Genomic DNA, 23309 nt, shown 5'->3' with positions numbered 1-23309 from the left:
GGGCCGAATCGTCCATTTTTGACGTTCGGCCGGGGCGGGGGGAATCAGCGACGGCCCGGGTGCTGTGGCACTCCGGGCGCAGGCCGGGGGCTTCGCTGCCCCCGAGGCGTATCGCGCTGATCACGGGGTCCAGGCTATATCGGCTGCCCCCATGACCGTCACGAGCCGTTTGTGTAAAAAGATGGACCCGAACTTTGACACTCTGGACAGCGCGCGCGTCCGTATTGCCGCACTCTGGTAGGCGGAACAGGCCGACGAACCGTGGGAGCCCCGCCATGGCACCGAAGATCCTGATCGTCACCGGCGACGCCGCCGAGTCCCTGGAAGTCCTCTACCCCTACCAGCGGCTGCGCGAGGAGGGGTACGACGTCCACATCGCGGCCCCCACCCGCAAGACGCTCCGCTTCGTGGTCCACGACTTCGAGCCCGGCTTCGACACGTACACCGAGAAGCCCGGCTACACCTGGCCCGCCGACCTGGCGTTCTCCGAGGTCGCCCCCGGGGACTACGTGGCGGTGGTCGTCCCGGGCGGCCGGGCGCCCGAATATCTGCGCAACGACCCCGAGCTGCGCAAGATCCTCAAGGCGTTCTTCGACTCCGACCGGCCGGTGGCCCAGATCTGCCACGGCCCGCTGATGACCGCGGCGGTCGGTGCGCTGACCGGCCGGCACGTCACCGCGTATCCCGCGCTGGAGCTCGACATGCAGTCGGCGGGCGCCACCTTCGAGGACCACGAGGCGGTGGTGGACGGCGTACTGGTCTCCTCCCGCGCCTGGCCGGACCACTCGGCGTGGATGCGCGAATTCCTGAAGGTCCTCCGCACAAAGGCCCCGGTGACGACCTGACGCTCCCGCCGGGCCCCCTTCTCACCCGGCGATCTGCTCGGCGAGCTGCGCGGCCTCGGCCAGGCTGTCCACCACCGGCACCCCGGCTGCCTCCAGGCTGGCCCTGCTGTGCGACCCGCCGGTGTAGAGCACCGCCTTCGCCCCGACGTGTGCCGCGGCCACGGCGTCGTCCACCGCGTCACCGATGACCACCGTGTACTCGACGGATATCCCGTCCAGCGCGGCGATGTGCCGCTCCATGTGGCGGGCCTTGCTGCCGCCGGAGGGCCCGGTGCGCCCGTCGACCCGCAGGAAGTGCCGCTCGATGCCGTACCCCCGCACCACGGGGACCAGCTGGTCGTGACCGTACATGCTCAGCAGCGACTGGCTGCCCCCGCCCAGCTGCCACTGGGTGAGAAGCTCCTCGGCTCCTTCGGTGAGCCCGCAGGCGGCCCGCCGCTCGGTGTAGTGCTGGTGGAAGATCCCGTCCATCCGCTCCCACTCGACCTCCGTGGGCTGCCTGCCCATCAGCCGTTCGTAGAAGCGGGGTATCGGGATGCAGTACATCTCGCGGTACTGCTCAAGGGTGATCGGTGCCAGGCCGACCTCACCGAACGCGGCGTTGGTCGCGCCGATGACCGCGTCGTTGTCGTCGAGCAGTGTGCCGTTCCAGTCCCAGACCAGATGAGTGCGGTGCTTCCCGTTCTTCCCCATGCGTAGAAAATACCCGCCCCCTAGGACACCCGTTCCCGTTCTGCCGCCATCCTCTGCCCCGGCGACCGGGCCCCTCAGGGAATCAGATTCGGAATCTCCTGGATGCCGAACCAGAGCAGCTCGTGGTCCTCGGCACCGTCCACGGTGAACTGCGCGTCGTCGTCCCCGAGGTCCGCCGCCCCCAGCGCCGCGGCCGCCGCCGTGACGTCCTTCTCCGCGTCGTCCGCGTCGACATGCACCGCGGCGGCCATGGCGAGCGCCACGGGGGACTCGATCCGCACCTCGCCGAGCGAGGACGGGTCCAGGCTGTGGTCCGGGTCGGCGACGGCCGCCCCGTCCGGCACCTCGACGGCGATGACGACGCGCCTGCGCACCGCGCCGGGGTTCTGCGCGATCATGCGCAGCGAGGCGGAGGCGGCCCGGTTGAGCGCCGCGTACTCCAGCTCCTCGATGTCGTCCGAGACGTACCACTCGCGCAGTGCGGGGGTCACCGCGTACGCGGTGAGCGGACCGGGACCGATTTCGCCCGCCCGGTGCGCCGCTGCGAGACCGGACAGGGTCAGGGGGACGTACACACGCATGGCCGGGCCGCTTTCGTAGTCGGAAACGCCCTCAGGATACGTGTGACGTCCCCCTTTGGGGTCACGTGCACCGATGCCGTCCCGTCCACCCGGCAACCGTCCCTCACCCTCCTCGCGCCCGCCTCACACCCCGCCCGGCACCGACCTCATCACCCGGATAGGTGATTCCTCCTGGTCTCCCCCGTCGCCCCAGTGCCGCTTGCGGCCTCCTCGGCCGTCCCCGTAGAAGGTCCACAGCAGAAGTTACCGCCCGGTATTTCACCGGGCCTCTGAAGCACGGGGGCGATGATCGATGAGCACGAACAGGACCCGGCCCGCCGGACGACGCGACCAGCGCAGGCCCGAAGCCGTACCACCCCAGCGCACCCGGACTCCCCGGCGCGTACGCCCGCACCACTGGTTCGCCGAGCGCCTCCTGGCGGTCCTCAGCGGCCAGCGCCCGGTGCACTGGATGCTCGGCCACACCATCGGCGAGGCCTACGACCAGCTGACCGAACTGGCCCCACGCACCCCCCTCAGGGCCCGCGGCGCCCGCCCCGTCATCCGCATGTGCCACGGCGCCCAGCCGGCCCCGGGCGTGGTGGAGGCCTTCGCGAGCATCGCGGCGGGCGAACAGGTACGCGCGATGGCCTTCCGCCTGGAACAGGGAACCGACCTCCGCTGGCGCTGCGCGGCGGTGGAACTCGGCGACGAACACCTGCGGACGGCCCGGTCCCGCTAGTCCGGCCGAGGCCGACAGACGCAAGAACCCAAGAAAGGAGCGCCGAACAAGACGCGGCACAGAACCGCCCCAAGACCCCTCCGAACCACCCTCCACCCACCACGTTCCGCCCTCCCCCAGCCCCCCGGGCTTTGGGAGGGCGGGCGCCCGAGAGAGCCCACAAATCCCTACCCCACCCGTTCCTGCCCCCAGCCGTCACCAAGCCCTTCTCCGACCCCACACCTGGCCCCCTCCAGCCCCACCCGGCCCCCACCCGGGCCTGCCCAGCCCCCTCACCACCCGGCCCACCTCGCCCACCTAGACCCCTCCCCTCCCGTCCGGGTCCTACGTAGCCCCTCCCTCCGCACCGGTCCTGCGTGGCCTCTCGCTGGCCACACCTCGGCGCCTGGGCCCACTGCGGCCCTGCCGCTGGCCTTCTTGACCCACCAAGGGCCTACCCGGCCCTCTCGACCCGCCTCGGCCCTGCCAGGCCCGACCAGCCCGTCTCGACGCCTGGCTCCACTCAGGCATGCCTGGCCACCTCGGTCCTACCAGGCTCATCCCAGCACCACCCCAGCCTCTACCTGGCCCTGCTTGGCCCGTCCGCCTTCTACCTGGCCGCCCCATCTCCGCAACCTGGGCCCGCCCCAGCCGCGTCCCAGGCTCCTCTCGGCATCACCCCAAGCCCCACCACCCCAGCCCATCGCGACACCCGGCAGGTCGCCCTCACCCCCCGACGGCGAGCGGCTGCTCCCGTACGCGCGACGGGTGCTTGACGCGCACGCCGATCTCGCCGCCGCCTTCGCCGACCCGCCGGCTGGGTGCTCACACTGGCCGCCGGCGGGCTCGCGGGGGCGGCGTCGGTGCTGCTCGGCGGTGGGCCGCTGGTGTTCCTGGTGGCGGCGGCCCGGGCCGCCCAGCCCCGGCCCGAGCTCCTCTCAGCACCATCTCAAGCCCCACCCGCCCGCCCGCCCTCATCCACCCCTGGCGCTACCCGGCCCCTCGCCCTTTCCCAGCCGCTCCTCAGCCCCACGCCCCCTTCTCAGCCCCTCCGGCGATTGAGGAGGGGGGTGCGGGGCAGAGCCCCGGTTTCGGGAAGGGGCGGGGAGGGGACAGGCCCCGCGCAGCGGCCCAGCACCCCACCGCACACGCCCACAACCCGGCCCGACGACACCGCACACGCCCCCACCTCCCCCCATTACCGGCAAACCAAAAAGCCGGAGCCGGACGCCCGATCCACGCGCGCCCCGACCCCGGCTACAACCCACCTACGACCCGACCACCGCAACGACGTCCAAGGACGTCACCGGCGCCTGCCGCTACCGCTACTTCTTACGGCGCCGCCCGCCCCCACCGTTCTTCTGGGCCTTGCGCCGCTCCGCCCGGGTCAGCCCATCGGACTCGGCCCCGACCCCAACCGTGCCCTCACCGTTGGAGAAGTCGCCCTCGACGACCCCACCCTCCCCGTCCACCGTGGGAGCGGAGAAGTGCAGCCGGTCGGGACGCTGCGGAGCATCGAGCCCCTTGGCCCTGATCTCCGGACGCGCCGCAGGCACGGCGTCCTCCTTGACGAGCGAGGTCCGCTCGGCCTCGTCCTGCACCGGCACCTCCTCGACCTGCTGCTCGACCTGGACCTCCAGGTTGAACAGGTAGCCGACGGACTCCTCCTTGATGCCCTCCATCATGGCGTTGAACATGTCGAAGCCCTCGCGCTGGTACTCGACCAGCGGGTCCTTCTGCGCCATGGCACGGAGGCCGATGCCCTCCTGGAGGTAGTCCATCTCGTAGAGGTGCTCACGCCACTTGCGGTCCAGGACGGACAGCACCACACGCCGCTCCAGCTCACGCATGATGTCCGAGCCGAGCTGCTTCTCGCGCGCGTCGTACTGCTCGTGGATGTCGTCCTTGATGGACTCGCCGATGAACTCGGCCGTGATCCCCGCCCGGTCGCCGGCCGCGTCCTCCAACTCGTCGACGGTGACCTTCACCGGGTAGAGCTGCTTGAACGCGCCCCACAACCGGTCCAGGTCCCACTCCTCCGCGAAGCCCTCGGCGGTCTCCTGGCGGATGTAGTCGTCGATCGTGTCGTCCATGAAGTGGCGGATCTGGTCCTGCAGATCCTCGCCCTCCAGGACCCGGCGCCGCTCGCCGTAGATGACCTCACGCTGCCGGTTGAGCACCTCGTCGTACTTCAGGACGTTCTTACGCGTCTCGAAGTTCTGCTGCTCGACCTGCGACTGGGCCGACGCGATCGCCCGCGTCACCATCTTGTTCTCGATCGGCACGTCGTCCGGCACATTGGCCATCGACATGACGCGCTCGACCATCTGGGCCTTGAACAGCCGCATCAGGTCGTCACCGAGCGACAGGTAGAAGCGGGACTCGCCCGGGTCGCCCTGGCGGCCGGAACGACCGCGCAGCTGGTTGTCGATGCGCCGCGACTCGTGCCGCTCGGTACCCAGGACGTACAGCCCGCCGAGCTCCTTGACCTCTTCGAACTCCGCCTTTACGGACTGCTCGGCCTTCTCCAGCGCGGCAGGCAGCGCGGCCGCCCACTCCTCGACGTGCTCGACGGGGTCGAGGCCGCGCTGGCGCAGCTCCGCCTCGGCAAGATCGTCGGGGTTGCCACCGAGCTTGATGTCGGTGCCTCGTCCGGCCATGTTCGTCGCGACCGTGACCGCGCCCTTGCGGCCGGCCTGGGCAACGATGGTCGCCTCACGGTCGTGCTGCTTGGCGTTGAGGACCTCGTGCTGGACGCCGCGCTTGGAGAGCTGCTGCGAGAGGTACTCGGACTTCTCGACCGAGGTGGTGCCCACCAGGATCGGCTGGCCCTTCTCGTGCTTCTCGGCGATGTCGTCGACGACCGCGGCGAACTTCGCGACCTCGGTGCGGTAGATCAGGTCCGACTGGTCGGCACGGACCATCGGCCGGTTGGTCGGGATCGGCACCACGCCGAGCTTGTAGATCTGGTGGAACTCGGCTGCTTCGGTCATCGCCGTACCGGTCATGCCGGAGAGCTTGCTGTAGAGGCGGAAGAAGTTCTGCAGGGTGATCGTGGCGAGGGTCTGGTTCTCGTCCTTGATGTCCACCCCTTCCTTCGCCTCGATCGCCTGGTGCATGCCCTCGTTGTAGCGGCGGCCGGCAAGGATACGACCGGTGTGCTCGTCGACGATCATGACTTCGCCGTCGATGACGACGTAGTCCTTGTCCTTCTTGAAGAGCTCCTTCGCCTTGATGGCGTTGTTGAGGTACCCGACGAGCGGCGTGTTCACCGACTCGTAGAGGTTCTCGATGCCGAGCCAGTCCTCGACCTTCGAGACACCGGGCTCGTGGATGGCCACGGTCCGCTTCTTCTCGTCGACCTCGTAGTCGCCGGTCTCCTCGATGCCCTTGAGCGGATTGCCCGCCTCGCCCTTGGTCAGCCGCGTGACCAGCTTGGCGAAGTCGCCGTACCACTTGGTGGCCTGGTCGGCCGGGCCGGAGATGATCAGCGGCGTACGGGCCTCGTCGACGAGGATCGAGTCGACCTCGTCGACCACGGCGAAGTTGTGGCCGCGCTGGACGAGCTCGTCGGCGGACCACGCCATGTTGTCGCGGAGGTAGTCGAAGCCGAACTCGTTGTTCGTGCCGTACGTGATGTCGCAGGCGTACTGCTCACGGCGCTGGGCCGGCGTCATGTTGGCGACGATGCAGCCGACCGTCAGACCGAGGAACTTGTGGACGCGGCCCATCAGTTCGGAGTCGCGCTCGGCGAGATAGTCGTTGACCGTGATCAGGTGCACGCCCTTGCCGGAGAGCGCGTTGAGGTACGCCGGCAGGGTGCCGACCAGGGTCTTGCCCTCGCCGGTCTTCATCTCGGCCACATAGCCGAGGTGGAGGGCTGCGCCGCCCATCATCTGAACGTCGTAGTGGCGCTGTCCGAGGACCCGCTTGGCGGCCTCACGGACGGTCGCGAATGCCTCGGGGAGCAGGTCGTCCAGGCTCTCGCCGTCCGCGTACCGTTCCTTGTACTCGTCGGTGAGCGCCCGCAGCTCGGCGTCGGAGAGGTTGACGAAGTCCTCTTCGATGGAGCTGACCTGGTCCGCGATGCGGTGCAGTTTGCGCAGGATCTTGCCTTCGCCTGCACGCATGAGCTTGTTGAAGACGGACACTGAGGCTGGTCTCCTTGCCGGTCGGGCCTGGCACTGGGTCGTGTTATGGACTCTGGCGCGGGCACGGCAGGTGGGCCCCACCGCAACGGCCATCGTAAGCGAGGACCCCGCCGCCCCGGGAGGGCTGCCGCCGCGTTGGCCCTGCTGTCCCCATCCGATTCAACGGCCGGGGAGCGCCGAAGGTGCCGGGAAGTCCGAAAAGTGTTCGCTTCCCGAGCACTCCCTCCCCAGAATCCCTGCATGGAGCCGATCACCCTCACCAGCGACCGCCTGCTGCTGCGCCCCTTCGCCGACAGCGACGCGGAAACCATCCACGCCGCCTGTCAGGACCCGGAAATCCAGCGGTGGACGGTCGTGCCCTCCCCGTACAGCCGCGCCGACGCGGAATTCTTCGCGGGAAAGCTGTCTCCCGGCGGCTGGCACGACGACTCCATGTACAACTTCGCGGTGGTCCTGCGCGGGACCGGGGCCCTGACGGGCGCCCTCGGCATCAACCGCCGCAACCTGCCGGGCACGTACGAGGTGGGATTCTGGACCGCCGGGGAGCACCGGGGCCGCGGCTACACGACGGAGGCGGTGCTCTGCGCCGCCCGCTGGACTTTCACCGCGCTGGGTGGCGACCGGCTGGAGTGGCGCGCCGAGGTGGGCAACGCCCCCTCGCGCGCCGTGGCACTGAAGGCCGGATTCCTGATGGAGGGCGTCCAGCGGTCGGGCCTGCTCAACAAGGGCGTACGGCGCGACTCCTGGATCGGTGCGCTGCTCCCGTCCGACCTCGGCCTGCCGGGCACCGACACCTATCTGCCCGCTCCCTGACCCTTCGGGCCGGGGTTCCACAGGAACCCCGGCCGGCTGTCAGTGCCTGCCCCTAGGGTTCGGGGCATGACGCCTGTGCCGCCTCCCGCCGTTGAACTCTCCGCCGACCAGGCGCGCCGGATCGCCCTGCGCGCCCAGGGCTTCCTCGGCGCACCGGACCGCAGGGCCGGGGTTCCGGGCGTGCTGCGCCATCTCGGCGCCGTACAGCTGGACACGATCTCGGTGCTCGCCCGGTCGCACGAGCTGATTCCGTACGCGCGCCTCGGCGCGGTCGGCCGGCGCAACGTCGAGGAGGCGTACTGGTCGGGCGGCCGCACCTTCGAGTACTGGTCGCACGCGGCCTGCATCCTGCCGGTCGAAGAGTGGCCGCACTTCGCCTTCCGCCGCCGCGCCTACCGCTCACGCCCGCACTGGCACCACGACCTGCCGGACGGCGCGTACGAGACGGTGATCAAGCAGCTGCGCGCCGAGGGCCCGCTGACGGCCACGCAGCTGGGCGGCGCGAAGAACGGCGGGGAGTGGTGGGACTGGTCGGCGTCGAAGGTCGCCGTGGAGCGCGCCCTGATGTACGGAGAGGTGGTGTGCACCGAGCGGCGCAGCTGGAAGCGGGTGTACGACCTCGCCGAGCGGGCCCTGCCCGACGACGTGCTGCACGACGATCTGGAAGACGCGGAGTGCTTGCGCCGCCTGGTCGCCCTCGCGGGGCAGTCCCTGGGCGTGGGCACCCGCGCGGACATCGCGGACTACCACCGGCTCAAGGCCGAGCAGTTCGACGCGGTGGTGGCCGACTCCGGGCTGGTGCCGGTGACGGTGCAGGGCTGGGCCAAGCCGGCCTGGGCGGACCCGGCGGCACTGGCCTCGGAGCCGCGCGGGCGGCACCGTACGACGTTGCTGTCGCCGTTCGACTCGCTGGTCTGGGAGCGGGCGCGCACCGAGCGGATCTTCGGCTTCACCCACCGGCTGGAGGCCTATGTCCCCAAGCCCAAGCGGGTCCATGGATACTTCGCGATGCCGCTGCTGGCGGGCGGAAAGCTGCAGGGCCGCGTCGACCCGTCGCGCGAGGGCAGCACGCTGGTCGCCCGGCAGGTGTCGCTGGCGGGCAGGAAGGCCGTGGCGCCGATGGCCGAGGCACTGGTGGAGGCGGCGTCCTGGGTCGGCTGTACGGATGTCCGGCTGGAGCGGGTCGACGCTCCGGAACTGCGCGGACCGCTCGCTCAGGAAATCGCCCGCGCCCTGGCCTGAGCACACATTCCCGTGCCCCCGACCGGCCCTTTGCCGGGTGACCCGCGCCTTCCCGGCCGGGTCACCTGATCTCCAGGATCTTCTCCCGCATGGCATAGACCACGGCTTCCATCCTGGAGTGCAGCTGCAGCTTCTCCAGAATGTTGCGGACGTGGTTCTTCACGGTGTTCTCGGAAATGAACAGTTCCTTCGCGATATCGCGATTGTTCATGCCCGTTGCAACGAGTTTGAGGACTTCGAGTTCCCGGTCGGTGAGCCGGGGCGCCGGCACCAGTCGGCGCTCGTCCGTCCGCTGGATCATCGATTTGAACTCGGTGAGCAGTTTGGACGCCATGGAAGGGCTGATCTGCGACTGCCCGTCGGCGACCGCACGAATGGCTGTGGCCACCTCGTCCGTGGAGATCTCCTTGAGGAGATAACCGGTGGCACCGGCCTTGATCGCGTCGTAGAGGTCGGCCTCCTCGTCGCTGATCGTCAGCATGATGATCTTCGCGCTGGGTGCCACCTCCTTGATCGCCGTGCAGGCCTCGATGCCGCCGCGCTTGGGCATCCGGACGTCCATCAGCACGATGTCGGGGAGCAGATCGGCGGCCTTGTCGACCGCCTCGGACCCGTCACCCGCCTCGCCGACGACCTGGATGTCCTCCTCCTGGGCGAGGACGATCTCCAGGCCTCTGCGGAAGAGCGCGTGATCGTCCACCACGAGGACCCTGATCGGCTCCCTGCGGAAACCGCTGTCCGCGGCGGTACCGGCACCGCCGATGTCGTCGGCGTCATTCGCATCGCGCACGGGCCCGAAGGCGTCCGCCATCGTTCCTCCCCCTGAAGGCCATGGCCTGAAGTTCACACGGTCCGCCAACGGCAGTTCACAGAGCACCGATTGGCCTGGGACGCCATGATTCCATGCCTGGACGTCAGAGCGGGGATCCTGTGGCCGCACGCGGGTGCCCCTGGGGGCGCACAGGCGCTCCAGGGGCACCGCGGAAGCGTGGCGTCAGCCGCCGAGCGCACCGCCTGCGCCGCCCGCCTCATCGGCGGCCAGCGGGTCGGTCCTCAGGTGGATGACACCGTAGTCATAGGCGTGCCGCCGGTAGACGACACTGGGTTCCTTCGTCTCGGAGTCGACGAACAGATAGAAGTCGTGCCCGACCAGCTCCATCTCGTAGAGCGCCTGGTCGAGCGACATCGGTGCGGCGACGTGCGTCTTCTCGCGCATCACCAGCGGACCCTCGCCCTGAACCTCCAGCGAGCCGAACCTCGTGGTCGGTACGGAATCGGCCGACTCATCGGCGATCAGATCGCCCTCGCCGTTGAACGACGCCGCCCCCGGCACGGTCTCGCCGACCTCGGCAGCGGGAATCCGGCCATTGCCGCGGCGGCTGTAGCGCTTGTCGTGCTGTTTGCGCAGCCGCGCCTCCAGCTTGCCGGTGGCCAGGTCCAGCGCTGCGTACGGGTCGCCTGCGGCCGCTTCCGCCCGGATGACCGGACCACGTGAGCGGAGCGTGATCTCCACCCGGTCGGAGCGGTCGGCCTGACGGGGGTTCGGCTCCTTGGACACCTCGACGTCGAGGCTGATCACCTTGCCGTCGAACTTCTGGATCTTGTCCAGCTTCAGCTTCTCGGCCACGTGCTTGCGGAACCGCTCGGGCACCTCGGTCTTGCGGCCCTTGACGACGATGTCCACGCAGAACTCCGTTCCCGGATCGCTCCGCTCAGCGGCGGAGCATCTCCCTTTTGCACCAGGCCCCGGTGACAACCGGAGCCGCGGACTCGGTGACTTCCACCTCCTCCTCCCCCATCGGCGAGGTCTCCACCCCACCGAATTCCCAGCTTCTGAACTACTGGTGCTTCGCCTGCCCGAAACCTGGTGGTGCATTCATCGAGGTCCGGCATTCACCGTTCCTCACAACCGAACATAGCCTGCCCGGCCGGATGTCGGCACCCGCTACTCGCACGTACCTCCGCTCGGGGCGTTTTTCTCACTCACTACCTGCAACGATGCAAGTTCATTGACAGTTCCGGTTTATTTCGAAAGCCGACGGAGATACTGCGACAACGGCCGCCTGCCCACTGCCGGGGACGCCATCGGCGTGCCCGCAAGCCGCCACCGCTCTGGCCGCCTCGGCGAGCGAGGCACCCGTCGTCAGAAGGTCGTCCACCAGCACCACCCGTCCGGCCGCAAGCAGCCGCTCACCTCCGGCCACGACCTCCAGTGCCCCCGCCAGATTCGCCAGCCGCTGACCGGCGCCCAGCCCCGCCTGGTCGGCCACCGCACGCCGCTGCCGCAGCACCGCGACCACCCGGACCGGGGTGCCGCCGCGTCTCAGCTCACCCGCCGCGGCCAGCGCGATCCGGCGCGTCGGATCATGGCCGCGTGCCGCCACCGCGCGCCGCGCCGACGGCACCGGCACGAGCAGCAGCGGACCGCCGACGCCCACATGCCCCGTCCCGGCCCGCACGGCACCCGCCAGCGCCTTGCCGAGCGCTCCGGCCAGCCCCATCTCGCCCCGCTCCTTATGGGCGAGCAGCACCGCACGTACCGCGTTCTCGTACGCGGCGGCCGCATGCACCACCGGCAGGCCCGGCGGCCGAGGAACGGGCCTCACCCGGCGCGGTGCCCCGCCATGGAGCTCCGCCCGGCATTCCTCGCACAGCTGCACCCGCGTCCTGCCGCAACCGGGGCAGGACACCGGCAGCACCAAGCCGGAGATCTCCCGCCACCACCCCCGCATGACTCCACTGTGCGCTTCCCGGAGCGACGGGGCCACCCCTGTGGAAAACGCGGACCAGGCCCTGCGGCTCCGGCCGCAGGGCGGCTCTCAGCCCGGGTAGACCAGTGACGAACCTTCCTTGACGACCGTCTGCCAGTTGTCACCGGGCGACAGCTTCACGATCCCGTCGCTGGACGTCGCCGCCATCAGCGGAAGCTGCTCGTCGTCCGCCGCCGCGACCGACAGCACCTGGTTCACCCCGGGCAGCACGCCCGATGCGGATGTCGAGCCGTCCGCCTGCACGTAACGCACCTGCTGAACGCCGCCCTGCTCCTTGCCGACCACCACGAGGCGGCTGCGGCCCGACCACGACATCGCGGTCACGTCCGTCAGCTGCGGCGCGGCCTGGCGCAGCTCCACCACGGAAACCTGCTGGGCCGATTCCCGCCCACGCCGTTCGATGCGCCCGATCTTCAACGTGTTACGGCCGTCCTGGGTCACCAGCAGGGCGATCCGCACTCCGTCCGCAGACACGCGCAGCGCCTCGATCCGCCCGCCGTCCAGGTCGGGCACGGCGACCTCCTCCGGCGCTCCGGTACCCCCGACCAGTCTCAGCAGTCTGGGCCTGTCGCGATCCCGGTCGGCCACCCACAGGTCGCCCCGGCCGTCCCAGCTCGGCACCGATAGACGGTTCTTCACCTCGTGGGACCTACTGGTCACCGAGGCCACGGGGAGTTCACCGTCCGAGACGATGGACGACACATACAAGGACGTCCCGTCACGCGAGACCGCCGCCGCCGACTGCTCGTCCCTGGCCACACCGACCGCGCCCATCCGCACCGGTCCGTCGCCGAGCGGACCGGCCACCGCCTCCGGGGTCCCACTGCCCTTGTTGCTGCCGGGAATTCGCTGCACATGCCCCTTGTCATCGACGAAGTACTGGCTGTCCGGCCCACTCGACGAACCGTCAGGAGCGAACTCCTCCGCCTGGTCCGCCCCGAGCAGACACAGTGCGGAGCCGTCGGAACGCTGGAGTTCGACCTGCTCGACCCGGGCGGAGGTCAGGTCCCTCAGGGTGTAGAGGATCTGCGAGGCCATCATGCGGCAGGAGCGCTGCCCGACACCGTCCACGTTCTTGTCGAGCGGGACCTTCAGTACGTTGCGGTCGTCGGGAGCCAGCGAAGTGACCCCCTTCTTCAGCGCCGTACCGGGCGGGAACCGCGATGCGACCACGGGCTGCAGCCAACTGGTCGGCCCCGCGAGGAGGCTGCGGACGGCCTGCGTCACGGTGTCCATCCCCGTGACGGGGTCCGTCCGGCTGCGGAGATAGACGGGGTCGGCGACCAGCGTCGGCTGCCCCTCGGACCGCCCCGCCGCGAAGTAGTACTTGTTGACGGAGCGGTAGAGACGCCTGAAGTCGGACTGCCCGAGCAGCAGACCGTCCGGCACGTGGTCGATCCGCCACTCCCTGCCGCCCGGCCCGTTCTCCCTCACCAGGTGCAGGGTCTCGTTGTAGTCGGTGGGCGCGAGCGGCTGATAGGCGCTCTGCTCATCGACCGTCGCCACCTTCTCGCCGGTCAGCGTGTAGGTGACCTCGGTGACGTTGCGGTCGCTGTCACGGAAGGGGCGGTCGTTCCGGTTCGGCGCCTTGGTGAGCACTGTGGTGACCGCGTTCGGCTTCCACGTCCCGGCCGCCTTCTTCGTCAGGTACCGGCGGGTCGTCCTGAACTGCGGGTCATCACTGGTCATGGACTCCAGGAAGCCGTCGACCACCTCATTGGGCGTGGCGTTGTCACGCGGCGCGACGGCGTAGACCTGCACCTGGGAGTCGCCCGGCTGCGAGGCGTCGACAGCCTTGACGTCCCCGGTGACGGGCATCGAGCCGCACGCGGACAGCAACACCACACCGCACCCGAGCAGAGCGAACAGCGCAAGCACGCGTCCTTGGCCGTCGTTGCGACGGTCAGTCCCCACGATTCGTGTCCCCCAGCTCCGGGTCCTGCACCGCAGTGTCGAATTCGCCGCCCGGCCGGTCCTCGGCGTGGCGCGCGACCACCCGTGCGCCGCTCCCCGGAAGGGCCGCCGGATGCACCGAGGCCGACGCCGTCCGCGAAACCACCGGAGTACGGGACGGCACGGGCAGCGTGGATCTGTCGTTGCTGCCGGGCTGGGTCGGCACCGCCGTCAGACGGTGCTCGCTCCCGGCCTTCGGCGCGGCCTCGGCCCGCTCACGGTTCTCCCGGTTACGACGGGAGTCCTCCGGTTCCAGTGGTATCGGCGATCCGCGCAGCGGCTCGTCCGCCGTACGCGGCAGAGTCAGCCGGAACTGCGAACCGCCGCCGGGCTCGCCCCACGCCTGGAGCCAGCCGCCGTGCAGCCGGGCGTCCTCCACCGCGATGGAGAGCCCGAGCCCGGTACCGCCGGTCGTCCGCGCGCGGGCCGGATCCGCCCGCCAGAAACGGTTGAACACCCGCGTCGCCTCGCCCGGCTTCAACCCCACCCCGTAGTCCCGGACGGCCACGGCGACCGCGCCTCCGGCCACCCCCATCCGCACCACCACGTCGCGGCCCTCGCCGTGCTCGACGGCGTTGACCACCAGGTTGCGCAGGACGCGCTCGACCCGTCGTGCGTCGGCCTCCGCGATCACCGGCTGCTCGTCGCCGACCACCCGGATCCGGGTGCCCTTCCGCTCGGCCAGTGGCTCGGCCCCGCCTATCACCCGTCGTACGACCTGCCGCAGATCTATCGGCTCCGCCTCCAGCGCCGCGGCCCCCGCATCGAAGCGGCTGATCTCCAGCAGATCGGAGAGCAGCGATTCGAACCGGTCGAGCTGGTCCCCGAGCAACTCTGCGGAGCGCGCCGTCACAGGATCGAAGTCGCTGCGGGCCTCGTGGATGACATCGGCGGCCATCCGTACAGTCGTCAGCGGGGTCCTCAGCTCGTGGGAGACGTCGGAGACGAAGCGCCGCTGCATCCGGGAGAGCTCCTCCAGCTGCTGGATCTTCAGCTGCAGGTTCTGCGCCATCTTGTTGAAGGCCTCACCGAGCCGGGCGATGTCGTCCTCGCCGGTGACCTTCATCCGCTCCTGGAGCCGGCCGGCCGAGAGCCGCTCCGCGATACCGGCCGCCATGCGCACGGGCGTGACGACCTGCCTCACCACGAACCAGGCAATGGCCCCGAGCAGCACGACCACGAAGAGTCCCGCGGTCGCCAGCGTGGTCTTGATCAGGGTCAGCGACTTCTCCTCCTGCGTCAGCGGGAAGAGGTAGTAGAGCTGGTACGGATTGTGGTCGTTGTCGTAGAGCCGCTTGCCCACGACAAGTCCGGGCTGCGGTTGCTTCCCGTTCGCGTACTGGATCTCGGAGTACGTCTGAAACGCCCCGGACCCCTTGTTCACCGCATCCCGCAGGCGCTGCGGAATACTCACCGCCTCCACGCTGCCCGAGCCGCGTGGGGCACGGGTTCCCTCATCGGCGCTGAGCGCCACCACGTTGAAGGCGTTCTTGCCGCCGCTGGCGAGCTGGTCGACGAGCTCGGTCCGCCAGGAGTTGTTGGCAGTGGCACCGTCCGCCGCTTCCCCACCGGGGGCGAGCGGGGCGTTCGCCTTCTCCTGGGCCGCGGCGAAACCGCCCGCCGCCTGCGTCTGGGCGGCCTTTCCCTTGGCCTCGAGCAGGCCGTTGCGCACCTGACCGATCACGACCAGCCCGAGGAGCAGCACCACGCCGAGCGACATGAGCAGCGTGCCCGCGACGACGCGCAGCTGGAGATTGCGCCGCCAGAGCCGTACGGCAGGCAGCAGCGGACGCCGCACCCAACGCATCAGCAATCGCGGCACAGGACCGCCGGGCGCCCGGTCATGGAACAACCGGCCGCCCTGCAGAAGACGCCCGATCCCGAACGCCCTGTGCCCTGGACCGGCAGCCCGCTCCGCACGGGCTCCCGGCTCCCCGGGCTGCGGAGCAGCGCTACTCGGGGGCATCTCAGCTCGGCCCGGCCTTGTAACCGACTCCTCGGACGGTCACCACGATCTCCGGCCGCTCCGGGTCCTTCTCGACCTTGGAACGCAGTCGCTGGACATGCACATTCACCAGCCGGGTGTCGGCGGCGTGGCGGTATCCCCACACCTGCTCCAGCAGCACCTCGCGGGTGAAGACCTGCCACGGCTTACGGGCGAGCGCGACCAGCAGGTCGAACTCCAGCGGGGTGAGGGCGATCGACTGCCCTTCCCGCTTCACCGAGTGACCGGCCACATCGATGACCAGGTCCCCGATGGCCAGCTGCTCCGGCGCCGGTTCCTCGGACCTCCGCAGACGTGCCCTGATCCGGGCGACCAACTCCTTCGGTTTGAACGGCTTGACGATGTAGTCGTCGGCCCCGGACTCCAGACCCACCACCACGTCAACCGTGTCGCTCTTGGCAGTGAGCATGACGATCGGCACACCCGACTCGGCCCTGATCAGCCTGCAGACCTCGATGCCGTCCCTACCGGGCAGCATGAGATCGAGCAGGACCAGGTCCGGCTTGGCCTCACGAAATGCGGCAAGTGCCTTGTCGCCGTCCGCTACGAACGACGGCTCGAACCCTTCACCACGCAGCACAATCCCGAGCATCTCGGCCAGTGCGGTGTCGTCGTCGACGACAAGGACGCGTCCCTTCATAATCGACATCATCCCATTAGCTAATCGTTACCTGCGATGATCTGGCACACAGCTCTGCCAGTCCGGCCCTCGTGACCGGGGAAACTGCACCCTCCTCCGTGACGATCGCCGTGATCAGTTCCGGCGGCGTGACATCGAACGCGGGGTTGTACGCCCGGGTTCCAGCCGGTGCCACGAGCACTCCGCCGGCGGACTCGCCCGGCACCCCGGCCCGCGGCGATGTGAGCTCCGTCACCTCCACCCCCGACCGCTGCTCGACGACGATCGACGCTCCGTCCGCGGTGTCCAGATCCACGGTCGTGGTCGGGGCGACCACGATGAACGGTACGTGGTGGTACTTCGCGAGCACTGCCAGTGGATAGCTCCCCACCTTGTTCGCAACCGACCCGTCCGCGGCGATGCGGTCCGCCCCGATGAGCACGGCATCCACCTCGCCCGCGGCGAACAGCGAACCCGCGGCGTTGTCCGTGAGTAGGCTGTACGGCATTGCGTTGCGCGCCGCCTCGTAGGCCGTCAGCCGAGCGCCCTGCAGCAGCGGACGCGTCTCGTCCACCCACAGCTGCCGCAGCCGCCTCTCCCGGTGTGCGGCGAGCGCCACGGCGAAGGCGGTGCCCTTGCCACCGGAGACGAGCGCCCCCGTATTGCAGTGCGTAAGCAGGCGGTGCCCGCCCCTGGGCAGCAGCTCGTCCAGCAGGGCAAGGCCGTACCTCGCCATGCGCCCACTGGCCTCGGCGTCCTCCTGGTGCAACGCCCTGGCCTCGGCCAGCGCCACCGCCGCGGCCCGCTCCGGACCCGCCCCTCTCGCGACGGCCTCCCGATATGCCCGCTCGGCCCGCCGTACCCCGTACCCGAGGTTCACCGCGGTGGGCCGCGCCCGCTCCAGCAGCTCCGCGGCCCCCGCCACGTCATCCCTCCGGGCGGCTGCGAGAGCCACCCCGTAGGCCCCCGCGATGCCGAGCAGCGGAGCGCCGCGCACCGCCAGCGTCCGGATCGCCCGCACCAGCGCGGGCACATCGGTGCACACCAGCTCGGTTTCCTCCGTCGGCAGTCGCGTCTGGTCGAGAAGCACCAGAGCGGCGGGGCCTTCCGGCGACTCGGCCCAGCGAAGTACGGGAAGCGCGGGAGGCTCGATGCCCACCGGCGATTGCGCGTCCTGATCAGCCATCCGTCCAGTCTGCCCGGTGAGTCGCCCGCAAATGAAGGCCGGAAGGAGATGGAGCGCCCGGCCCAGACCTGGGCAACGCGTGGCACGATGGCTGCCAACCTGCCGCCCCGATGAGCGGGCAGGACCGTGAAGGAGCGAGAATGAACGACACTCCGGGCTGGGCCTCGCCCGGATCTGCCCCCTCCGAGGGTCAGGGCGCCGGTGTCCCCCGGCCCTCCGAGCCCGTCGACGGCAGCGGCCCGGCAGGGAACTGGTCTCCCACGCAGCCGCCCGCAGGACAGTGGTCCCCACCGAGCACTCCCGGCTCCGGTCCCGGCGCACCCCCTCCCCCCGCGGGCTGGGGCGGCGGACCTCAGGGCCCCGGCTGGGTACAGCCGCCCTTTGCGGCCAAGCCCGGCGTCATCCCTCTCCGGCCTCTCGGCGTCGGCGAGATCCTTGACGGCGCGGTCTCCACGATGCGCGCCCACTGGCGCACGGTCCTCGGCATCGCCCTCGCCATGTCCGTGATCGCCCAGATCGCGACCATCCTCGTGGAACGGTTCCTGCTGCCGGAGCCTCCGCGGATCGACCCGAACGCCACCGGCTCGGAAGCTCTGCGGCAGGCCACCGAATCGGCTCAGTCGGCTCTGTTCAGCAGTTTGCCCTCCCTGCTCATCACCATGATCGCCACTCTGATCACGACATCTGTGCTGACCGTGGTGATCAGCCGCTCCGTGCTGGGCCGCTCCGTGACGCTTTCCGAAGCCTGGGCCGAGGCCCGGCCCCGGCTTCTTCATCTGCTGGGTCTGACCCTGCTGCTCGCCCTGATCAGCTCCGCCGTCCTGACGGTGGGCCTGCTGCCGGGCATGCTCCTCGGGTCCGCGGCAGGTGCCGGGCTCGCCCTCCTCGGGTTCATGGTCGCGTTCGTCGTCGTCATCTGGCTGATGGTCCGCTTCTGCCTCGCCTCGCCGGCCCTGATGCTGGAGAGGCAGTCGATCACCGCCTCCATGCGCCGTTCCGCGAAACTGGTCAGGGGCGCCTGGTGGCGGACCTTCGGCATCCTGGCGCTGACCGGTCTGCTGACGCTCATCGTGGCCGTGATAATCACCATCCCGTTCGGCTTCATCGCGATGGCCGTGGACGGCGACGGAATCGGCTCCGCCCTCACGGACGGCTCCACGGACTTCGGCTGGTCCTTCCTGATCGTCTCCGGCATCGGCGAGGTGATCATCGCGACGATCACGTACCCGCTGTCCGCTGGCGTGATGGCGTTGCTCTACATCGACCAGCGCATCCGCCGCGAAGCACTCGACATCGAGCTCGCCCGCGCGGCGGGCCTGCCCGGATACGACACCAGGAGCTGATGCCGTGTCGGGGGCGGGGGGAACCACAGCAGTACGGCTACTGATCCGCGCGAGCGGCGACATACCCGTGGACACTCCACGTGGGCCCGCTCGCGAGGCAGCGAAGCGCGAACTGTCCAAACCGATATACCACGAGAACGATCCCAACCTCCTCCAGCGGGGCCTGGACCGGCTCTGGGACTGGATCGGCGATCTCCTGGACACGGCCTCCGGCGCCGCGCCGGGCGGCCCGGCAGGTCTTGTCGTGCTCGTACTGGTCGTCGTAGGCCTGGTCGCCGCACTCTGGTGGCGACTGGGCACTCCGCGCCGCACCGTACGGTCCGCGGACGCCCTCTTCGACGACAGCCCCCGCAGCGCGGCCGAACACCGGAAGGCCGCCGAGTCCCACGCCGCCGCCCAACGCTGGAACGAGGCGGTCCAGGAACGGATACGCGCCATCGTCCGCTCCCTGGAGGAGGGCGCCCTGCTCGACCCCCGCCCCGGCCGCACCGCCGACGAGGCCGCCGCCGAAGCCGGCCGGCCGCTGCCCGCACACGCGACCCCACTCCACGCTGCCGCCAGGGAATTCGACGAGGTCACATACGGCGGCCGTACCGCCGACCAGCAGGCATACCTGGCGCTGAGAACCCTGGACCTCGACCTCGAAACCGCCAAACCTCTCCTGACAGCCACGGCCCAGGGGGCAGCCGAATGACCGGTGCCACCGCCGCCTCCACCTCGGCGGCCCTCACCCCTCACCAGGTCTGGTTCCGCATCCGCGGTCTGCTCCTCGCCCTCCTCGTACTCATCGCCGCCGGAATCGCCCTGGCAACTGTCCGCTCCGGTGACCAGCACGGCCTCCTCGACCCACGCTCCGCCGACCGCTACGGCAGCCGGGCCGTCGCCGAACTCCTCCAGGAACGCGGCGTCTCCGTTCATGTGGTCACCACGCTCGACGAAGCCACCGCCGAGGTCGGCCCCGACACCACGCTGCTCGTCACCTCCCCCAATCTGCTGGCACCGCACCGGCAAAGCGAACTCCGTGCCGCGACCGGCGCCTCGGCCGGCCGCACCGTCCTGCTCGCCGCGGGCCCGTCTTCCGTACGCACACTGGCCCCCGGCGTCAGGGCGGAGTCCGCCGGACCGGTGACCCCTCGCTCCCCCGAATGCTCCCTGCCCGCCGCCCGGAGTGCCGGCGACATCGAAACGGGGGGCTTCGGCTACGCCTCGGACAGACTCGACACCATCGGCTGCTTCCCGAGCGGCGGCCTCCCCACCGTGCTCCTGGTCGAACAAGGAGCGGGTGACACTGTGCTCCTCGGCTCCCCCGACCTCCTCCACAACCACAGACTCGCCAACCAGGGCAACGCATCCCTGGCCCTGCAACTTCTCGGTTCCCGTCCTCATCTGGTCTGGTATCTCCCCTCGCTCGCTGATGCATCCACTGCCGCCGAGAACGGGGGTTCCGGAGGCGACGGCGCCCCCGACGACCGCAGCTTCGCCGACCTGATCCCCCAGGGTTGGCTGTGGGGCACCTTGCAACTCGCTCTTGCCGCCGTGCTCGCAGCCATCTGGCGCGCCCGTCGACTGGGCCCCCTGGTGACCGAGCGACTGCCGGTGGCCATCCGCGCCTCCGAATCCACCGAGGGCCGGGCCCGCCTCTACCGCAAGGCGAACGCCCGCGACCGGGCCGCCGAGTCACTGCGTTCCGCCACTCGGACCCGCATCGCCCCACTCATCGGCGTCCCCCCACACGACGCCCACTCCCCCTCAACACTCGTAACCGCCGTTTCCGCCCGCCTGGGCAGCACGGACGACAGCCTCCAGACATTGCTCTTCGGACCCGCCCCGTCCGACGATGCCTCTCTCGTCCGACTGGCAGACCAACTCGACACCCTCGAAAGAGAGGTACGCACGTCATGAGCGCCCCGCCCCCAGTGCCCGCCGCGACCACCGAGTCCCTCGGGAACGGCGACACAGCCCGCGCCTCTCTGGAAGCGCTGCGCTCGGAGATCGCCAAGGCCGTAGTCGGCCAGGACCCGGCCGTCACCGGCCTCGTCGTCGCCCTGCTCTGCCGAGGCCACGTTCTCCTCGAAGGCGTCCCCGGAGTGGCCAAGGCCCTCTTGGTACGAGCTCTCGCCGCCTCACTCGAACTTGACACCAAGCGCGTCCAGTTCACCCCCGATCTGATGCCCAGCGACGTCACCGGCTCACTGGTCTACGACGCCCGCACAGCCGAGTTCTCCTTCCAGCCCGGCCCCGTCTTCACCAATCTGCTGCTCGCTGACGAGATCAATCGCACCCCTCCCAAGACACAGTCCTCCCTCCTCGAAGCGATGGAAGAGCGCCAGGTCACCGTCGACGGAACTCCTCGGCAACTGCCCGACCCCTTCCTCGTAGCCGCCACGCAGAATCCCGTCGAGTACGAAGGCACCTATCCGCTGCCTGAGGCCCAACTGGACCGGTTTCTCCTCAAGCTGACGGTGCCCCTGCCCTCACGGGAGGAGGAGATCAACGTCCTCACCCGTCATTCCGACGGTTTCAACCCTCGTGACCTCAAGTCGGCCGGCATACGCCCCGTCGCCGGCCCGGCAGATCTGGAAGCCGCCCGAAGCGCGGTCGCCCGGACCAAGGTCTCTCCCGAGATTGCCGGCTATGTCGTCGATATCTGTCGTGCCACCCGTGAATCCCCCTCGCTGTCCCTCGGAGTCTCTCCCCGAGGTGCCACCGCCCTGTTGTCGACCGCTCGCGCCTGGGCCTGGCTCACCGGCCGCGACTATGTCATTCCGGACGACGTGAAGGCCCTGGCTCTCCCCACACTTCGTCATCGCGTCCAACTGCGGCCCGAGGCGGAGATGGAGGGTGTCACTCCCGACTCCGTCATCACGGCCGTCCTCGCCCACGTCCCCGTACCCCGATGAGGCGGTGACAATGGCCCTCACCGGACGTACCGCCCTGCTGGCCGCCCTGGGGTCACTCCCTGTAGGCATCCTTGCCCCGAGCTGGACCGGAATACTGGCAGTCAACGCACCGCTCTCTTTGGCAATTCTCTGCGACTACGCCCTGGCTGCACCAGTGCGTACGCTCCAGTTCACCCGATCAGGTGACACAAGCGTTCGACTCAACGAGACCGCCGAAGTGCAACTCACCGTAACCAACTCTTCCCGTCGCAAGCTGCGGGCACACCTTCGCGACGCCTGGCCTCCCAGCAGCTGGCCCACCGGCACTGAACAGACTTCCTCACGGCACGCACTGACAGTCCCGGCGGGCGAACGCCGTCGCGTGACCACGTTCCTGCGTCCGGCCCGGCGCGGTGACCGCCGGGCCGAGCGCATCACCGTCCGCTCGTTCGGACCGCTGGGGCTTGCCTCCCGGCAGGGGAATCACCAGGTCCCTTGGACAGTACGCGTCCTGCCCCCGTTCACCAGCCGGAAACATCTGCCGTCCCGTCTCGCAAGACTCCGCGAACTCGACGGCCGCACCAGTGTTCTCACCCGTGGCGAAGGCACGGAATTCGACAGCTTGCGGCCATACGTGCCCGGCGACGACACCCGCTCCATCGACTGGCGGGCCACCGCACGTCAGTCCGCCGTCGCCGTACGTACGTGGCGCCCCGAGCGGGACCGTCACATCCTCGTCGTACTGGACACCGGCCGTACCTCGGCGGGGCGCGTCGGTGACGTGCCCCGTCTCGACGCATCTCTGGACGCGGCCCTGCTTCTCACGGCACTCGCCTCTCGTGCGGGCGACCGTGTCGACCTACTTGCCTACGACCGCCGCGTCCGCGCACAGGTCCAAGGACGGTCCGCGGGAGAGGTCTTGTCAGCAATGGTCAACGCCTTGGCACCCGTCGAGCCGGCACTTGTGGAAACGGATGCCCGAGGTCTCGTCTCTGCCGTGCTCGCCGGAGCTCCTCGTCGCTCCTTGATCGTGCTTCTCACCGGTCTGGACGCAGCCCCCGTGGAGGAAGGTCTGCTTCCCGTACTCAGTCGTCTCACCCAGCGCCATACCGTGCTCGTGGCTTCTGTGGCGGATCCGCATGTCGAGCAGATGGCGGGTTCGAGAGGCACAGTGGACGCGGTCTACGAAGCTGCGGCAGGCGCACAGGCCCAGACTGGGCGACTCCGCACCGCAGAACAGCTCCAGCGTCATGGCGCGGTGGTTGTCGATACCACTCCGGACAACCTTGCCCCGGCCCTCGCCGATGCCTACCTCGCACTGAAGGGCGCGGGGCGGCTCTAACTCATCCCATTACTGCCAACAAAACGAGCCGCGCATCAGGGAAGGGCTTCCCGGGCGGCGCTCGTGAACGCAGAAAAGCCCCGTGTCCACCAGGACACGGGGCTTTCCCGTAAAAGGAGTTCGGCGGCGTCCTACTCTCCCACAGGGTCCCCCCTGCAGTACCATCGGCGCTGAAAGGCTTAGCTT

Annotated in this window: 19 protein-coding genes; 9 read left to right on the top strand and 10 right to left on the bottom strand. The window is 69.6% G+C overall.

What is annotated here, in order from left to right:
* The first annotated feature begins 275 nt into the window (after positions 1-275).
* Entirely contained in the window at positions 276-845 is a 570-nt protein-coding gene (locus ACIRJP_RS32285) for a DJ-1/PfpI family protein (RefSeq protein WP_404181841.1), read from the top strand.
* 21 nt (positions 846-866) lie between these two features.
* On the opposite strand, the gene ACIRJP_RS32280 is transcribed toward ACIRJP_RS32285, so the two are convergent.
* Positions 867-1538 (bottom strand): HAD family hydrolase, encoded by a 672-nt coding sequence (locus tag ACIRJP_RS32280; protein ID WP_404181838.1) that lies wholly within the window; start codon positions 1536-1538, stop codon positions 867-869.
* Between the two features lie 74 nt (positions 1539-1612).
* Entirely contained in the window at positions 1613-2119 is a 507-nt protein-coding gene (locus tag ACIRJP_RS32275) for a DUF6912 family protein (protein ID WP_404181835.1), read from the bottom strand.
* A gap of 292 nt (positions 2120-2411) precedes the next feature.
* On the opposite strand from ACIRJP_RS32275, the gene ACIRJP_RS32270 reads away from it, so the two are divergent.
* Positions 2412-2840, top strand: a complete 429-nt coding sequence (locus ACIRJP_RS32270) for an Rv3235 family protein (RefSeq protein ID WP_404181832.1) — start codon at positions 2412-2414, stop codon at positions 2838-2840.
* Between the two features lie 1304 nt (positions 2841-4144).
* Here the strand turns inward: ACIRJP_RS32270 and secA are convergent.
* On the bottom strand, positions 4145-6970 hold the full coding sequence (gene secA, locus ACIRJP_RS32265) for a preprotein translocase subunit SecA (protein WP_404181829.1): 2826 nt from the start codon (positions 6968-6970) through the stop codon (positions 4145-4147).
* Positions 6971-7210: 240 nt separating this feature from the next.
* Between secA and ACIRJP_RS32260 the strand changes: the two genes are divergently transcribed.
* Both ACIRJP_RS32260 and ACIRJP_RS32255 read left to right on the top strand, forming a co-directional pair.
* The gene (locus tag ACIRJP_RS32260) at positions 7211-7783 is read left to right on the top strand and encodes a GNAT family N-acetyltransferase (protein WP_358945930.1); all 573 of its coding nucleotides are present in this window, start codon (positions 7211-7213) and stop codon (positions 7781-7783) included.
* Positions 7784-7849: 66 nt separating this feature from the next.
* On the top strand, positions 7850-9025 hold the full coding sequence (locus tag ACIRJP_RS32255) for a winged helix-turn-helix domain-containing protein (RefSeq protein ID WP_404181825.1): 1176 nt from the start codon (positions 7850-7852) through the stop codon (positions 9023-9025).
* A gap of 61 nt (positions 9026-9086) precedes the next feature.
* On the opposite strand, the gene ACIRJP_RS32250 is transcribed toward ACIRJP_RS32255, so the two are convergent.
* The 7 genes from ACIRJP_RS32250 to mtnA form a co-directional block, all read right to left on the bottom strand.
* Positions 9087-9836: a response regulator transcription factor gene (locus ACIRJP_RS32250; protein ID WP_266732489.1), complete on the bottom strand. Its 750-nt coding sequence runs from the start codon at positions 9834-9836 to the stop codon at positions 9087-9089.
* A 183-nt stretch (positions 9837-10019) separates the two neighbouring features.
* Positions 10020-10709: a ribosome hibernation-promoting factor, HPF/YfiA family gene (gene hpf, locus ACIRJP_RS32245; RefSeq protein WP_266732488.1), complete on the bottom strand. Its 690-nt coding sequence runs from the start codon at positions 10707-10709 to the stop codon at positions 10020-10022.
* Between the two features lie 322 nt (positions 10710-11031).
* Positions 11032-11757 (bottom strand): ComF family protein, encoded by a 726-nt coding sequence (locus ACIRJP_RS32240; RefSeq protein WP_404181821.1) that lies wholly within the window; start codon positions 11755-11757, stop codon positions 11032-11034.
* Between the two features lie 87 nt (positions 11758-11844).
* Positions 11845-13710 (bottom strand): LpqB family beta-propeller domain-containing protein, encoded by a 1866-nt coding sequence (locus ACIRJP_RS32235; protein ID WP_404181818.1) that lies wholly within the window; start codon positions 13708-13710, stop codon positions 11845-11847.
* The gene (gene mtrB, locus ACIRJP_RS32230; RefSeq protein WP_404181815.1) at positions 13700-15715 is read right to left on the bottom strand and encodes an MtrAB system histidine kinase MtrB; all 2016 of its coding nucleotides are present in this window, start codon (positions 15713-15715) and stop codon (positions 13700-13702) included. Before mtrB ends, ACIRJP_RS32235 begins: the two co-directional genes overlap by 11 nt.
* Before the next feature lies 1 nt (position 15716).
* Positions 15717-16406: a two-component system response regulator MtrA gene (mtrA, locus tag ACIRJP_RS32225; RefSeq protein ID WP_187438793.1), complete on the bottom strand. Its 690-nt coding sequence runs from the start codon at positions 16404-16406 to the stop codon at positions 15717-15719.
* A gap of 4 nt (positions 16407-16410) precedes the next feature.
* Positions 16411-17559: an S-methyl-5-thioribose-1-phosphate isomerase gene (gene mtnA / locus ACIRJP_RS32220; protein ID WP_404181810.1), complete on the bottom strand. Its 1149-nt coding sequence runs from the start codon at positions 17557-17559 to the stop codon at positions 16411-16413.
* Positions 17560-17699: 140 nt separating this feature from the next.
* Here mtnA and ACIRJP_RS32215 point away from each other — a divergent pair, with 140 nt between their 5' ends.
* Genes ACIRJP_RS32215 through ACIRJP_RS32195 form a run of 5 tightly spaced genes read left to right on the top strand, consistent with a single transcriptional unit; the run spans position 17700 to position 23123 of the window.
* Positions 17700-18902 carry a glycerophosphoryl diester phosphodiesterase membrane domain-containing protein gene (locus ACIRJP_RS32215; RefSeq protein ID WP_404181807.1) on the top strand — a complete coding sequence of 401 codons (1203 nt, stop codon included), beginning with the start codon at positions 17700-17702 and terminating at the stop codon, positions 18900-18902.
* A 4-nt stretch (positions 18903-18906) separates the two neighbouring features.
* Positions 18907-19596, top strand: coding sequence for a DUF4129 domain-containing protein (locus ACIRJP_RS32210; protein ID WP_404181804.1), 690 nt, complete (start codon positions 18907-18909; stop codon positions 19594-19596).
* Positions 19593-20804, top strand: a complete 1212-nt coding sequence (locus ACIRJP_RS32205) for a DUF4350 domain-containing protein (protein WP_404181801.1) — start codon at positions 19593-19595, stop codon at positions 20802-20804. The genes ACIRJP_RS32210 and ACIRJP_RS32205 overlap by 4 nt, the downstream gene beginning before the upstream one ends.
* Positions 20801-21802 carry an AAA family ATPase gene (locus tag ACIRJP_RS32200; RefSeq protein WP_404181798.1) on the top strand — a complete coding sequence of 334 codons (1002 nt, stop codon included), beginning with the start codon at positions 20801-20803 and terminating at the stop codon, positions 21800-21802. Before ACIRJP_RS32205 ends, ACIRJP_RS32200 begins: the two co-directional genes overlap by 4 nt.
* A gap of 10 nt (positions 21803-21812) precedes the next feature.
* Positions 21813-23123, top strand: coding sequence for a DUF58 domain-containing protein (locus ACIRJP_RS32195; RefSeq protein WP_404181795.1), 1311 nt, complete (start codon positions 21813-21815; stop codon positions 23121-23123).
* The last annotated feature ends 186 nt before the right edge of the window (positions 23124-23309 follow it).

Source organism: Streptomyces sp. NPDC102437 (assembly GCF_044765565.1).
Lineage (GTDB): Bacteria > Actinomycetota > Actinomycetes > Streptomycetales > Streptomycetaceae > Streptomyces.
Note: the sequence above shows the minus strand (reverse complement) of the source record. Positions and strands in the feature narration are given on the sequence as shown.

What these genes read in the sequence shown, in the direction of transcription:
- mtnA (WP_404181810.1), bottom strand. Translation starts at nt 17,559, where the DNA reads ATGGCTGATCAGGACGCGCAATCGCCGGTGGGCATCGAGCCTCCCGCG.
- ACIRJP_RS32215 (WP_404181807.1), top strand. Translation starts at nt 17,700, where the DNA reads ATGAACGACACTCCGGGCTGGGCCTCGCCCGGATCTGCCCCCTCCGAG.
- ACIRJP_RS32280 (WP_404181838.1), bottom strand. Translation starts at nt 1,538, where the DNA reads ATGGGGAAGAACGGGAAGCACCGCACTCATCTGGTCTGGGACTGGAAC.
- mtrA (WP_187438793.1), bottom strand. Translation starts at nt 16,406, where the DNA reads ATGATGTCGATTATGAAGGGACGCGTCCTTGTCGTCGACGACGACACC.
- ACIRJP_RS32205 (WP_404181801.1), top strand. Translation starts at nt 19,593, where the DNA reads ATGACCGGTGCCACCGCCGCCTCCACCTCGGCGGCCCTCACCCCTCAC.
- ACIRJP_RS32200 (WP_404181798.1), top strand. Translation starts at nt 20,801, where the DNA reads ATGAGCGCCCCGCCCCCAGTGCCCGCCGCGACCACCGAGTCCCTCGGG.
- ACIRJP_RS32275 (WP_404181835.1), bottom strand. Translation starts at nt 2,119, where the DNA reads ATGCGTGTGTACGTCCCCCTGACCCTGTCCGGTCTCGCAGCGGCGCAC.
- ACIRJP_RS32255 (WP_404181825.1), top strand. Translation starts at nt 7,850, where the DNA reads ATGACGCCTGTGCCGCCTCCCGCCGTTGAACTCTCCGCCGACCAGGCG.
- ACIRJP_RS32285 (WP_404181841.1), top strand. Translation starts at nt 276, where the DNA reads ATGGCACCGAAGATCCTGATCGTCACCGGCGACGCCGCCGAGTCCCTG.
- ACIRJP_RS32260 (WP_358945930.1), top strand. Translation starts at nt 7,211, where the DNA reads ATGGAGCCGATCACCCTCACCAGCGACCGCCTGCTGCTGCGCCCCTTC.
- ACIRJP_RS32270 (WP_404181832.1), top strand. Translation starts at nt 2,412, where the DNA reads ATGAGCACGAACAGGACCCGGCCCGCCGGACGACGCGACCAGCGCAGG.
- ACIRJP_RS32250 (WP_266732489.1), bottom strand. Translation starts at nt 9,836, where the DNA reads ATGGCGGACGCCTTCGGGCCCGTGCGCGATGCGAATGACGCCGACGAC.
- ACIRJP_RS32195 (WP_404181795.1), top strand. Translation starts at nt 21,813, where the DNA reads ATGGCCCTCACCGGACGTACCGCCCTGCTGGCCGCCCTGGGGTCACTC.
- ACIRJP_RS32240 (WP_404181821.1), bottom strand. Translation starts at nt 11,757, where the DNA reads ATGCGGGGGTGGTGGCGGGAGATCTCCGGCTTGGTGCTGCCGGTGTCC.
- mtrB (WP_404181815.1), bottom strand. Translation starts at nt 15,715, where the DNA reads ATGCCCCCGAGTAGCGCTGCTCCGCAGCCCGGGGAGCCGGGAGCCCGT.